This is a genomic window from Lentzea sp. NPDC036949 (assembly GCF_055608075.1).
Genome location: NZ_JBVJRA010000011.1, coordinates 55,014 through 67,638 on the forward strand (window position 1 = coordinate 55,014; position 12,625 = coordinate 67,638).

The 12,625-nt window shown below is 71.2% G+C and carries 14 protein-coding genes; 9 read left to right on the plus strand and 5 right to left on the minus strand.

What is annotated here, in order from left to right:
• Positions 1 to 198: 198 nt before the first annotated feature.
• On the plus strand, positions 199 to 1,425 hold the full coding sequence (locus tag ACZ7CD_RS28300; protein WP_458433205.1) for an MFS transporter: 1,227 nt from the start codon (positions 199 to 201) through the stop codon (positions 1,423 to 1,425).
• Here the strand turns inward: ACZ7CD_RS28300 and ACZ7CD_RS28305 are convergent.
• On the minus strand, positions 1,332 to 1,925 hold the full coding sequence (locus tag ACZ7CD_RS28305; protein WP_360387598.1) for a DedA family protein: 594 nt from the start codon (positions 1,923 to 1,925) through the stop codon (positions 1,332 to 1,334). The two genes, ACZ7CD_RS28300 and ACZ7CD_RS28305, sit on opposite strands and share 94 nt — an antisense overlap.
• Positions 1,926 to 2,060: 135 nt before the next feature.
• Here ACZ7CD_RS28305 and ACZ7CD_RS28310 point away from each other — a divergent pair, with 135 nt between their 5' ends.
• On the plus strand, positions 2,061 to 3,413 hold the full coding sequence (locus tag ACZ7CD_RS28310) for a gamma-glutamyltransferase (protein WP_470380071.1): 1,353 nt from the start codon (positions 2,061 to 2,063) through the stop codon (positions 3,411 to 3,413).
• Positions 3,414 to 3,477: 64 nt separating this feature from the next.
• Complete coding sequence (locus tag ACZ7CD_RS28315; protein WP_470380072.1) at positions 3,478 to 4,659, plus strand: sugar efflux transporter; 1,182 nt, start codon at positions 3,478 to 3,480, stop codon at positions 4,657 to 4,659.
• On the opposite strand, the gene ACZ7CD_RS28320 is transcribed toward ACZ7CD_RS28315, so the two are convergent.
• Both ACZ7CD_RS28320 and ACZ7CD_RS28325 read right to left on the minus strand, forming a co-directional pair.
• The gene (locus tag ACZ7CD_RS28320) at positions 4,583 to 5,179 is read right to left on the minus strand and encodes a flavoprotein (RefSeq protein WP_360387607.1); all 597 of its coding nucleotides are present in this window, start codon (positions 5,177 to 5,179) and stop codon (positions 4,583 to 4,585) included. The genes ACZ7CD_RS28315 and ACZ7CD_RS28320 overlap by 77 nt on opposite strands.
• Complete coding sequence (locus ACZ7CD_RS28325) at positions 5,176 to 6,372, minus strand: helix-turn-helix domain-containing protein (protein WP_470380073.1); 1,197 nt, start codon at positions 6,370 to 6,372, stop codon at positions 5,176 to 5,178. Before ACZ7CD_RS28325 ends, ACZ7CD_RS28320 begins: the two co-directional genes overlap by 4 nt.
• Before the next feature lie 102 nt (positions 6,373 to 6,474).
• Here ACZ7CD_RS28325 and ACZ7CD_RS28330 point away from each other — a divergent pair, with 102 nt between their 5' ends.
• The 3 genes from ACZ7CD_RS28330 to ACZ7CD_RS28340 all read left to right on the plus strand — a co-directional run bounded on the left by ACZ7CD_RS28330 (position 6,475) and on the right by ACZ7CD_RS28340 (position 8,774).
• On the plus strand, positions 6,475 to 7,071 hold the full coding sequence (locus tag ACZ7CD_RS28330; RefSeq protein ID WP_360387612.1) for a hypothetical protein: 597 nt from the start codon (positions 6,475 to 6,477) through the stop codon (positions 7,069 to 7,071).
• 285 nt (positions 7,072 to 7,356) lie between these two features.
• Entirely contained in the window at positions 7,357 to 8,247 is an 891-nt protein-coding gene (locus ACZ7CD_RS28335) for a hypothetical protein (protein WP_470380074.1), read from the plus strand.
• Positions 8,244 to 8,774 (plus strand): histidine phosphatase family protein, encoded by a 531-nt coding sequence (locus ACZ7CD_RS28340; protein ID WP_360387618.1) that lies wholly within the window; start codon positions 8,244 to 8,246, stop codon positions 8,772 to 8,774. The genes ACZ7CD_RS28335 and ACZ7CD_RS28340 overlap by 4 nt, the downstream gene beginning before the upstream one ends.
• Here the strand turns inward: ACZ7CD_RS28340 and ACZ7CD_RS28345 are convergent.
• The gene (locus tag ACZ7CD_RS28345) at positions 8,761 to 9,915 is read right to left on the minus strand and encodes a metallophosphoesterase (protein ID WP_458433201.1); all 1,155 of its coding nucleotides are present in this window, start codon (positions 9,913 to 9,915) and stop codon (positions 8,761 to 8,763) included. The genes ACZ7CD_RS28340 and ACZ7CD_RS28345 overlap by 14 nt on opposite strands.
• Before the next feature lie 208 nt (positions 9,916 to 10,123).
• Between ACZ7CD_RS28345 and ACZ7CD_RS28350 the strand changes: the two genes are divergently transcribed.
• Positions 10,124 to 10,513: a hypothetical protein gene (locus ACZ7CD_RS28350; protein WP_458433200.1), complete on the plus strand. Its 390-nt coding sequence runs from the start codon at positions 10,124 to 10,126 to the stop codon at positions 10,511 to 10,513.
• Positions 10,514 to 10,649: 136 nt separating this feature from the next.
• On the opposite strand, the gene ACZ7CD_RS28355 is transcribed toward ACZ7CD_RS28350, so the two are convergent.
• Entirely contained in the window at positions 10,650 to 10,811 is a 162-nt protein-coding gene (locus ACZ7CD_RS28355) for a hypothetical protein (protein ID WP_458433199.1), read from the minus strand.
• Positions 10,812 to 11,015: 204 nt separating this feature from the next.
• Here ACZ7CD_RS28355 and ACZ7CD_RS28360 point away from each other — a divergent pair, with 204 nt between their 5' ends.
• Positions 11,016 to 11,948 carry a HAMP domain-containing sensor histidine kinase gene (locus ACZ7CD_RS28360; RefSeq protein WP_458433198.1) on the plus strand — a complete coding sequence of 311 codons (933 nt, stop codon included), beginning with the start codon at positions 11,016 to 11,018 and terminating at the stop codon, positions 11,946 to 11,948.
• Positions 11,945 to 12,592, plus strand: a complete 648-nt coding sequence (locus ACZ7CD_RS28365; protein ID WP_360387631.1) for a response regulator transcription factor — start codon at positions 11,945 to 11,947, stop codon at positions 12,590 to 12,592. The genes ACZ7CD_RS28360 and ACZ7CD_RS28365 overlap by 4 nt, the downstream gene beginning before the upstream one ends.
• Positions 12,593 to 12,625 lie beyond the last annotated feature (33 nt).

The following is a 12,625-nucleotide window of genomic DNA, read 5'->3' on the forward strand; positions in this document are numbered from 1 at the left end:
TCTTCCCCGGGTGTGATCTCCCCTGCGGACAGAGACACCGGGCAGACGCGTTCGGTTGCGCGCAGCTGGCGGGCCGCGTGTGAGCAGAGGCACCGGCCCGAGGCTTCTGAAGCGCGTCAGAAGAACCGTAGGATGGTTCCTGCTGCTAACTAATTCGTCCTGCGTCAGCGCCGACCGGACACCTGATCAGGAGCGAATGTGAACACCACCCGCGCCATGACCGCGCTCGCGCTCGGCGGGTTCGGCATCGGCACCACCGAGTTCGCGACCATGGGGCTGCTGCCCCAGATCGCTGCCACGTTCGACATCCCCGACTACGAGGCCGGGCACGCCATCAGCCTGTACGCGGCCGGTGTCGTGGTCGGCGCACCGCTGATCGCGGTGCTCGGCGCCAAGCTGCCGCGCAAGGGCATGCTGATCGGCCTGATGCTCGCCGTGGCGCTGGGCAACGGCCTGTCCGTCGTCGCGCAGGACAAGACCATGCTGCTGCTCTCCCGCTTCGTCGCGGGACTGCCGCACGGCGCGTTCTTCGGCATCGCGGCGGTCGTCGCCGCGACGCTCGTGGCACCGGAACGCCGCGGCACGGCGGTGGCACGGGTGATGGTCGGGCTGACCGTGGCGAACCTGGTCGGTGTCCCGCTCGCCACCGCGGCGGGCCAGCAGATCGGCTGGCGCACCGCGTACCTGTCGGTCTCGGTGATCGGCGTGGTGACGGCGCTCGCGATCGCCGCGTGGGTGCCGCGGGTGCCGCTGGACGCGGACGCGTCGATGAAGGGCGAGGTCAGGGCGTTCCGCCGGCCGACGGTGTGGTTCGCGATCTTCACCGGCATGATCGGCTTCGGCGGCATGTTCGCCGTCTACTCCTACGTCGCGCCGCTGACCACCGAGGTCGCGGGTCTGCCCGCGGGCGTGGTGCCGTGGATGCTCGCGGTGTTCGGGCTGGGCATGACCCTGGGCGCGACCTTCGGCGGCCGGTTCGTGGACCGCTCGGCGATGGGGTCGGTGTTCGGCGGTCTGGTCGCGGTCTGCGTGATCCTCGTGCTGTTCGGCTTCACCGCGACGATGCCGGTGTTCCTGTTCGGGCTGCTGTTCCTGCTCGGGTTCGTGATCCAGGTCTTGGCCGCTGCCCTGCAGATCCGCCTGATGGACGCCTCACCGGACGCGCCGGTGCTGGCCTCGTCGTCCAACCACTCGTCGCTCAACGTCGCGAACGGCGCGGGCGCGTGGCTCGGCGGCCTGGCCATCGCGGCGGGCTGGGGCTACGTGTCCACCGCGTGGGTCGGCGTCGGGCTGTCGCTGGCGGGCCTCGCGGTCGCGGTCGCGTCGGTGCTCTACGAGCGGCGGGCCTTGGACCGCGAGACCACGAACCACACGATGGCGATGACCAGCGCCGCGATGACCACCGTGGACACCCACCCCAGGTAGCGGTCGACGAGCTGGTAGTTCTCGCCCAGCGCGTACCCGGCGAGGATCAGGGCGGTGTTCCACAGCAGGCTGCCCGCCGCGGTGTAGACCGTGAACTTCACGATCGGCATCCCGGACACCCCGGCGGGGATGGAGACCAGGCTCCGCACCACCGGCACCATGCGCCCGAGGAACACGGCCTTGTTGCCGTGCTTGTCGAACCACGCGTCGGACTTGTCCACATCGGACGCCGTGACGAACGGGATCTTGTCGGCCGCCTTGCGCAGCCGCTCCAGCCCGAGCCACGCGCCCAGGCCGTAGAGGACGAGCGCACCGACGACCGAGCCGGCCGTGGTCCACAGGATCGCGGCGACCAGCGAGATCTTGCCCTGCCCCGCGGTGAACCCGGCCAGCGGCAGGATCACCTCGCTGGGCACGGGCGGGAAGACGTTCTCCAGCGCGACCGCGAGGCCCGCGCCGGGAGAGCCCAGTGCCTCCATCAGCTTCGTGATCCAGTCCATGGTTGTCGATTTACCCGTTTTGCTCCGCCTTTCAACCCCGTCGACCGATCCGGTGAGCGGCCCCGCCGGGCCGGGTGGCTCGGCGATCGCCACCGGGGCTACCGTTGACGGTCTCTTCAGTGGAGGTCGACAACGGTGCGTGGAGCGATCGCGGCGGGTCACCCGCTCACCGCAGAGGCAGGTGCGGCGCTGCTGCGCGCCGGTGGGAACGCCGTGGACGCGGCCGTCGCGGCGATGCTCACGTCGTGCGTGACCGAGCCGCTGCTCACGGGTCTGGGTGCGGCCGGGTACATGATGATCGCGCCGGCCGGGAAACCCCCTGTGCTGCTGGACTTCTCCGCCCAGGCACCCGGTCGCGGCGCCACGGCGGAGCGGGCGCCGCTCGACCCGATCGTGGTCCGGTTCGGCGACGCCCAGCAGGAGTTCCACGTCGGCCCGTCGTCGGTCGCCGCGTTCGGGATGCCCGCCGGTGCGGCCGCCGCCGCCCGGTACGGCACGGCGCCGTTGAGCGAACTCGTGGCCACGGCGGCGATGCACGCGCGGGAGGGCCACCGCGTGAACCGCTACCAGGCCTACGTCACCTCGATCCTGTTGCCGCTGGCCCGCAGCGCGGGGCTCACCGCGCTGTCCGAAGGCGAGCTGCTCGTGCAGCCCGAGCTCGCCGAGTCCCTGCTGCGCCTGGGACGGGACGGTGCCGAGCCGTTCTACACCGGCGACATCGCGGCCACGATCGCCGACCGCATCGGTTCCTCGGGCGGTGACCTCACGAGGGCGGACCTCGCGGCGTACGAGGTCATCGAGCGTGAGCCGTTGCACGCGCGGCACCGCGGCCGTGACGTCCACACGAACCCACCGCCCGCGGCGGGTGGTGCGTTGCTTGCGCAGATGCTGGAGACGGTGCCGGACAACCCGTCGCAGGCCGACCTGATCCGCGCGATGGCCACGCCGAAGGTGCCCCTCAACCGGCTCGGCTCGACCACGCACATCTCGGTGCTGGACGCCGACGGCACCGCGTGCTCGGTCACGACCACGAACGGCGCCGGCTCCGGCATCGCGATCGCCGGCGTGCACCTCAACAACATGATGGGCGAGGAGGAGCTCTCGCCCGACGGCTTCTTCAGCCACGCACCCGGCGACCGGCTGCCGTCGATGATGTCGCCGACCGTCGTGACCGGCCGCGACGGTGTGGAACTGGTGCTCGGCAGTGCCGGGTCCAGCCGCATCAGCGGTGCGATCCTGCAGGTGCTCGTGAACGTCCTGGACCGCGGGATGCCCGCGCAGGAAGCGGTCGACGCACCCCGCCTGCACCTGAGCGGCGACCACCTCCACGTGGAACCGGGAATTCGACCGGAAAGTGAACTGCCGGTGACGTTCTTCCGCGCGCCGAACATGTTCTTCGGCGGCTGCCAGGTCGTGCAGCGCACCGGATCCGGCCTGCTCAGGGGTGGTGGAGATCACCGTCGCGACGGCGCGGTCGTCGTCGTGTGAGATGTTGCCCGCACAATGGGATATTTGGTTTCCTGATTCACCGGCCAGGAGGCAGTATCCGTTCGTGACGGCAATCAGCGAGAAAACCCCCTCGCCGCTCCTGTCCCGTTCCTTCTTCCAGCTCGCGGTGATCAGCGTCGTCACCGGTGTGTCGATGGCGTTCGCGCTGCCGTTCGGCTCGCTGTTCCTGACCTCCGAGATCGGGGTCACGCCCTTCCAGCTCGGCTTCTTCCTGCTGGCCTCACCGATCGCGTCGGTGGTCGCCAGCACGGTCATGGGCAGGCTGTCCGACGGCCGCGTGCAGCGCCGGTTCATGCTCGTGGCGGGCGGTGTCGCGGGCGCGGTCGGCTACGGCCTGTTCGCCGTGTCGCGCGACTACTGGTTCCTGCTCGGCACCTCGGTGCTGTTCATCGCGATCACCTCCTCCCTGCTGCCACAGCTGTTCGCCTACGGCCGCGCGGTCTCGCAGGGCCCGTCGATGGTCGTCAGCGTCCTGCGCACCCTGCTGTCGGTCGCCTGGGTGGCCGGTCCGCCGGTGGCCGCGCTGCTCGTGTCGAAGGTCGGCTGGTTCGGCCTGTTCGCCTCGACCGCCGCGCTGCAGCTCGGCGTGGCCGTGATCGCCTGGTTCCTGCCCGTGCCCGCCGAGACCCCGCAGGAGGTGGTCGAGGACGAGGCACCCGCCGGCCCGTCGCGCGGCCGCATCTCGGTGGTCTCGGTGGCGTTCACGTTCCTGCAGGGCTCCGTCGCGCTGGCGGTGAGCGGCCTGCCGTTGTTCGTCACCACGAACCTGGAGGGCACCGCGGGCGACGCGGGCCTGGTGATGGGCCTGTGCGCGGCGCTGGAGATCCCGATGATGCTCTGGTTCGGCGCACTGGCCAACCGCAAGTCGCTGCACATGATGGTCGTCATCGGCGCCGCGATCTCGTTGGGCTACCACGGAGTCATGCTCGTCGCTGACTCCGTCTGGCAGGTGATGGCCGCGCAGCTGCTGCACGCCACGGTCATCTCGCTGATCATGGGCGTGGGGATCACGTACTTCCAGAGCCTCGACCCCGGCCGGCCCGGTCACACCACGACGATGTTCAGCAACACGCAGATCGTGGGCACCATGATCGCGGGGCCGCTGCTCGGGGTGGCGCAGGGGATCGGGTTCCGGTCGGTGTACGCGTTCACGCTCGGGATGTGCGTGCTCGGGCTGGTGTTGCTGCTGGTGGCCGGGCGGATGAGGAGTGGCGTGCGCTCCTGACCGCGTCCAGTGCCGCGTTCCACGGGTAGTGCTCCACGGCCTGGCCGCCGGTTCGCGGCGGGTGCGGCACGAAGCCGCCCTCGCCGAACAGCACCGTCACGCCGGACTCGCGCAGCTCCGCGACGCTGCGGTGGAACGCGCGGTTGTTCGCGAGCGCCGTGTTCACGAACGGCAGCACGGCGATCGGCACGCCCAGACCGGTGAGCTCGGCGAGCTGGGTGAGGACGTAGGTGTCCGCGATCCCGCTCGCCCACTTGTTGATCGTGTTGTAGGTGGCGGGAGCGACGACCACCGCTGCCGCCGGGGGCAGTGCCGGCTGTCCTGTCCGCTGGTGACCCGTTCGCACCGGGTGGCCGCACAACGCTTCGAGGGCGTCGAGGTCGAGGAAGTGCTCGACGGCGGCCGGTGTGGCGACGCACCACACGTCCCACCCCTCGGCCTGCGCCAGTTCGACAACGCGGTCCACGTGGTCAGCGGGTCCGGCTCCGCAGACCACGAGGTAGAGCACCGGGGCGCTCATGCCTCGACTCCCGCTCGGCCGGCCATCCGCCGCACCAGCCTCGCCGGTTCGCCCGAGGTGTGGTTCACCAGTGCGCGGAGCAGGCCGTGCGCCAACGGTCGGCAACGGACCTCTTCGGGTGCGATCTGCTCGGCCTTGCCCAACAGGCGCGCGGCCTGCCGGTGGTCCCCGACACCCGCGTGCGCCCTGGTGAGGTCCAGCAGGTAGCCGGCCTGGCGCTCGACGGACAAGGCCTTCACCTCGCGTGGGCTGATGGTGGCGGCGAACTCCAGTGCTCGGCCGCAGTCGTGCAGCCGCACCAGGGCCGAGACGCGGTGGATCTGCGTGTTGGTCACGCCGAAGCACGTCCCGTGGTCGTTGTGCTCCGGCCGCATCGTCCGCGCGGCCGCCAGGGTGGCGTCGTGCACGTCCTGGGCAAGATCGGCGTCCTCCCGCTCGGCCGCGACGATCGACGCAGCGAGGTACAGCATGCCGTGCAGCGCCAACAGGTCCGCCGGGGCGGCGCTCACCTCACCGCGCATCCGGTCCGCCATCGCCAGCAACGTCGCGACCGCCTGCGCCTGCTCGTGCACACCCGTCATCGCACGAGCGGTGCTGCGGGTCGCGCGGGCCAGCGACCAGGTGTCCCCGGTCCGCATCGCCACGTGCAGAGCGCGGTCCGCGGCCAGCCAGGCGATGTCGTCGTCGCCGAACTTGAGCAGCATCGACGAGGCCAACCGGTACACGGTCACCAGCACCCGGTGCGCGGCCGGTTCGTCGGCCCCGGTCGCGAGGTCCGCCGCCGCCTGGGCACTGCCCATCAGCTCGGGCAGGTGCCGGGAGAGGACGGAGAAGCGGGACATGCTCCACGCGTGGTCGAGATAGGTCGCCTGCCGCGCCACCGCCGCCAGGTCCGGCACCGACGGGCCGCGGAGCCCGGGGTGGTTCGCCAGGGCCTGGCGGATCGCGCGGACCTCGCCACCGTCGACGCACTGCCGGGCACGCCGGTCGCGGACGTCGTCGGTCAGCACGGCCGGGTCGAGGTCCAGCACCTCGGCGACGCGCTGGATCACCGGGAGCCGGGTCAGCCCGCGTTCCCCCGTCTCCACCTTGTCGAGCCAGGACGCCGAACGACCGACCATGTCGGCGAACTGCTTGCGCCCCAACCGCCGCCTCAGCCGCCAGTACCGGACACGCGCACCGATGTGCTCCACACCCACCTCGCCGGGTCGGTTCCGCAGGCAGCCACTGTAGCGAGCCGGCGGTCACACATTTTGTACAACCGATCACGCTGCGCAGTCCTACCGTTCGGCGCCGTGAAGACCATGATCGTTCCGTACGTCACCGCCTGGAGCGCTGAGCCGGACCTCCCGTGCCGGGTGGTGGAACGACCCGGTTGCGGCATCGGGTACCAGGACGAGCTGATCGGCGACCGCGATGCCCGCGGCGTGCTGTGGGTTCGCACCGCACTCCGCCGGGAGGTGGGCCGGCCCGAGTTCGGCAAGGTGCACCCGCTGCGGCAACGGCGGGCGATGCGGATGCTGCTGTGCCAGGTGTGCGGCGAGCCCGCGGACCGGAACGCCGACGGCGTCCTGTGGCTGCTGCGGGACTTCCGCGACGACTGGCCCGGTTGGCCGGACGGCGCCGCGTGCGTCGACCCGCCCGTCTGCGTGCCCTGCGTCTCGACCTCGCTCTCGCTGTGCCCGGCGTTGCGGCGCGGCGCGGTGGCTGTTCGAGCGCGTGCCTTTCCCGTTGCCGGTGTCCGGGGCGCTTTGCACCGGGCAGGCCCATCTGGTCCTGTGGCGGTGAAAGCGGTGAACCTGTCCTACGACGACCACGAGATCCGGTGGGTGGTCGCTTCGGCGTTGATCCGCGAGCTCCGCGACTGCTCGCCGGTGCCGCTCGACACCTGACCTGCCGCGGAACGCGGCGGGATCGGCGCGATCCTCAGGTGTGTCCAGACCGTGACCGGACTCCCGCCCCACCACCGTTTCCCGGCGATTCGCCGACCCGATGACTGCACGTGGGACGGCCCGCGCGCCGAGATCCCGGCACACCGGCCGGGAACGCTCCCGGCACACCGTGTCGACCGAACCGGCGAGCGGCTGCTACTGCGTGCGGTGGATTGAACGCGAATGACCCTTTCGTGAAACAACCACGCGTTCGGGTGGTGCTGTGCGGCTGGCACACTGCGCTGCGTGCCGACCGACTACCCCGACGACCCGACCGACGTGATGCTCGATCCCGCGTTGATCGCCGCTGTCCGCGCAAGGGGACAGGGACGTCGGGCCCTCGCGGAGGAGACCGCGCCCGCGCCGGAGGAGAAGCCGCCGCCGGTGAAGCGGCGGCTCGTCGTGATCGCCGTCGCCGCCGCCGGGCTGGTCGTGGCCGGCATCGCGGTCGTGGGGCTGAGCGAGCCCGGTGCGCCGACCGAGGCGATGCCCACGCACAGCTACCTGCCCGGCGCGATCACGCCCGCGGAGGACCTGCCGGTGGAGTCCTCGGCGAGCACGGACCCGATGTTCGCTTCCTCGGCGCTCGGGCTGGTGCCGACCACGACCACGCCGCCGCCCGCTCCGCCGCCGCCTCCCGCCGAGCGCGCGCCCAGCGGTGCCAAGACGGTGACGTCGGGGCCGGGGTGCGGGGGCTACCGCAGCGTCGGGTCCTACCGGGACGGGCGGCGGGGCTGGGTCGAACACGGCGACGGCAGGTGCGGGTCGGCGTTCGTGTCGGTACCGATGTCGGGTGACGCGCGGCGGGACGACTCGTCGTCCTACGCGATGTGGACGTTCGCCGCCGCCGGCACGTGCGAGGTGTCGGTGCACGTGCCCGACGGGGACCTGACCGCCGTCGGCGGTAACCCGACCGTGTACTTCGTGTACGACCGCAACGGGGTCGGGGGCGCGCCGGTCGCGTCGTTCGCGATCAAGCAGGTCGACCGGCGCGGGCAGTGGGTCACCGCCGGCAGGTTCCGGAGCAGCGGAACCCTGACGGTGCAGCTCCTCAACCGAGGTCAGGACTGGAACCGCCGCGGACCGACATACGCCCATCACGCCGCCGGTGCCGTCAAGGCACACTGCACGTCGTGACGAGAGATCTCCACCTGGTCCGGCACGGCGAGGCGACGAAGGACGAGACGCGGCTCACCGCGCACGGGCGCAGGCAGTCCGAGCTGCTCGCGGAACGGTTGCGGGGCACCGGGTTCGCCGCCGTGCACCACGGTCCGCTGCCGCGGGCAGCCGAAACCGCGTCGATCATCGCCGAGGTGCTGGGGGTGCCCTGCCGGGCCGAGGCGGCCGCTGACGACTTCGTGCCGCACTTCGTCCCCGACCACGACGAGTTCTTCGACCGGTTCCCCGAGTCCGAGCGCACCCGCGGGCCCGCGCTCGCGCACGAGGCCGAGACCCGCTTCGCTCGGCCGGGTGACGGCCCGGTGCTGGTGGTGACGCACGCGTTCCTGATCAGCTGGCTCGTCCGCGACGCGCTCGACGCCGCACCCGAGCAGTGGCTGACGCTGGACAACGACAACGCCGCCCTCACGGTCATCCGCTACACGGCCGGCCGGTCACCGCGGCTGGTCAGGTTCAACGACACCGGGCACCTCATGCGGCCCTGAGCGTCAGCAGGGTGATCTCGCTCGGTGCGAACACCCGCATCGGCGGGCCCCAGAAACCGGCACCGCGGCTGGTGTAGAGCTGCGTGCGGTCGCTGTGCCGGCTCAGGCCCGCCACCACCGGCTGCTGCAACCGCACCAGGTGGTGGAACGGCCAGATCTGCCCGCCGTGGGTGTGACCGGACAGCTGCAGGTCCACGCCGGCCTCGACGGCCTTGCGGATCTCGGAGGGCTGGTGGGCGAGCAGCACCACCGGGTCGCCGGCCTCGGTGCCGCGCAACGCGAGCGCGAGGTCGGCGGCGTGGCCGGGCTCGCCGGAGTGGTCGGCGGTGATGTCGTCGATGCCCGCGAACACCAGGCGGGCACCGCCGCGTTCGAGCACCACGTGCTCGTTGTGCAGCGCCTTCCAGCCCAGCCGGGTCATGAGGTCGATCCAGCCCTGGGCGTTGGAGTAGTACTCGTGGTTGCCGGTGATGTAGAACCGGTGCGCCGCCGTGACGTCACCCAGCGGCGTCGCCTGCTCCAGGCGCTGCTCAGCGGTGCCGTCGGCGATGTCACCGACGTGCACGGCCACGTCGGCGTTCAGCTCGTTGACCGCGTCGACCATGCCCCGCGACCACTTCGCGCGGTCGATCGCGCCGTAGTGGGTGTCGGTGACGACGGCGACGGTCAGCCCGTCGAACGCCGGGTCGAGGCGGGGGATCGTCACGTCCTGGCGCTTGACCCGCGGCACCCGCATGGCCTCGTGCACGCCGTACGCCGTCACGGCGACGATGAGCACCGCCAGCAGAACGGCGATGAACCGCGCGCGGAACGGGTTCTCCACACCGGCCAGCGCCAGCACCAGCCGCACCACGTCGGTGAGCAGCGTCCAGACGAACGCGATCCACACGAACCCCAGCAGGAAGTGCGAGATCCGCGCGGCGCGGTCGGAGTTCCTGCGGGTGAACAGCACGATCATGCTGATCGCCGCCGCGGCGAACACGACGGCCGCGATCGGCCGCACCGGCCCCGGCCACTGCGCCGACGCCGCGAACAGGCCCTCGAACGGCACCCAGAACAGCAGCGTCGTGACGCTGAGGAGGACGAGCGTGAACACCACCCGCCGTACCGTGATGCGGGGGCGGGCCACGGTGGTCGTCATCGCTGATCCTCCAGGGGTTGGGCTGACAACTCATGTCAACGCCCGGAGGTGTCATTTGTACGCCGCGTGACGAGAGGTTTCGCGCTGAGCAGAACTGCCCGATGAGCCACGTCGCAGTTTCGCCGCCGGGAGCAACCACCGGCGCGGTGGCGAGTCTTCGTACCAGTACCGCCGAAATCGCCTGATCACAAGACATAGAGTGGACGCCATGATCTTCTTCACCGACGAGGAGAGCCGCACGCTGCGCACCGCCGTGTACGGCGCGATGCTGCTGGTCTCCCACGCCGACCCCGGCCCCGTCCTGGAGGAGCGGTTCGCCGGCCTGCGCGCCCTGTCGCACCTGTCGCCCGACCTGCGCCTCGTCATGGGCGCCGCCCGCCCGTCCGTGCCCGCCGGCACCGACGAGGAAGTCGAGCCGGTCGTCCTCGAGGCGTTGCGCGGCTCGATGAAGATCCTCACCACGCGCTCGCCGGAGGACGCGAGGTCGTTTCCCGCCGCGGTGCTGACGATCGCGCGCGAGGTGGCCGAGGCCGACGGCGTGGTCGTCGACGCCGAGGACGCGATGCTCGCGCGCATCGAAGGCGCGCTGGCGCTCTGAGCAAGCCCACGTCCGGGTAGACCCGGACCAGCAAGACCAGGAAAACCGGTAAGACCGGGAAGACCAGGCCGCCGCCGTCAGCTTCTGCCTGACAGCGGCGGCCTCCGCCGGCGTGGTCCTCGTGTCGGCGCGCCCGCTAGGGCAGTGCCACGCACCCGGCCAGCAGCAGGCCGGCCGCGATCAGCAGCGTGTGCGGCAGCACCAGCCCCGCCGCCACCGACGAGAACGCCACGGCCAGCAGCGTCCACCTCGGGGCCCGTTTCAGTGCGGGTCTGCGCGGTCGTCGTGTGGTCTCCATCTCCGCCTCCCGTCGCCGTGCGGTCGAGACGTCTTCACCTTCTCCCGCGCTGCTGGGGAAAACGATCCGGGCGGGCACGCAGATCCGGCCAGCGCTGACCCCCATGCAGACCGAACATGGGTGTTGCCACGGATGGACACGTGGTGGGTGCGCCCGTCAGCCTCGCAAGGCGTGGCGGGAAGTGATCGCGGAAAGGCGGCGCGCGTGTCGTTGTTCGGGCGGATCTTCCTGCTCAACGCCCTGGTCCTGATCATCGCCACGGCCGTGCTGGCGTTCAGCCCGGTGACGGTGTCGACGCGGGCGGTGTCCGGGGAGATGGTCGTGCTCGGGGCCGGGCTCGTGGCCATGCTGGTCGCCAACGCGGTGCTGATCAGGGTCGGGCTGGCGCCGCTGGACCGGCTCACCAAGGCCATGACCACGATCGACCTGCTCAAACCGGGGCCGCGACTGACCGCCAAGGGGCACGGGGAGATCGCGGAGCTGATCACCACGTTCAACGCGATGATCGACCGGCTGGAGGCCGAACGCGGGTTCAGCTCGGCGCGGGCGCTCAGCGCGCAGGAGGCCGAACGCAGGAGGGTGGCGCAGGAGCTGCACGACGAGGTGGGGCAGTCGTTGACCGTGGTGCTGCTGGAGCTGAAGCGGGTGGCCGACCAGGCGCCCGCGCACATGCGCGAGGAGCTGCGGCAGGTGCAGGAGACCACCCGCAGCACGCTCGACGAGATCCGGCGCATCGCACGGCGGCTGCGGCCGGGGGTGCTGGAGGAGCTGGGGCTGGTCAGCGCGCTCAAGGCGTTGACCGCGGAGATCACCACCGGGCTCACGGTCACCAAGCGGTTCGCGAAGGACCTGCCCGAGCTCGACGCCGAGACCGAGCTGGTGGTCTACCGGGTGGCGCAGGAGGGGCTGACCAACACCGTCCGGCACGCCGGCGCGACCTCGGTCGAGCTCGCGCTGCAGAACCACCCCGCCGGGGTCGAGCTGCGCATCCGCGACGACGGACGGGGCATCGGCGACGCCGAGGAGGGCGCCGGCATCCGCGGCATGCGGGAGCGGGCGCTGCTCGTGCACGCCGAGGTCGAGATCACCGCTCTGGCCAGGGGCACCGAGGTGCGTCTGGTGGTGCCGGCCAGGTGAAGACGCGCATCCTGCTGGCCGACGACCACGCGCTGGTGCGCCGCGGCGTCCGGCTGATCCTGGACAACGAACCCGACCTGACCGTCGTGGCCGAGGCCGGCGACGGCGCGGAGGCCGTCACCAAGGCCCGTGCCGAGAAGCCCGACCTCGCGATCCTCGACATCGCCATGCCGCGGCTCACCGGGTTGCAGGCCGCGCGTGAGCTGTCGCGGCTGCTGCCGGACCTGCGGATCTTGATCCTCACCATGTACGACAACGAGCAGTACTTCTTCGAGGCGCTCAAGTCCGGTGCCTCCGGGTACGTGCTCAAGTCGGTGGCCGACCGCGACCTCGTGGAGGCGTGCCGGGCGGCGATGCGCGGCGAGCCGTTCCTCTACCCCGGCGCGGTGAACTCGTTGATCCGCAACTACCTCGACCGCGCCAAGGACGGCGGCGGCATCCCGTCGCGGGCGATCACCGACCGCGAGGAGGAGATCCTCAAGCTGGTCGCGGAGGGCCACTCGTCGAAGGAGATCGGCGACCTGCTCTTCATCAGCGTCAAGACGGTCGAGCGCCACCGCGCCAACCTGCTGCAGAAGCTCGGTCTCAAGGACCGCCTCGAACTCACCCGGTACGCGATCCGCGCCGGGCTGATCGAACCCTAGAAAACCCAAGAACCCAAGTCAGGAAGCACGCCA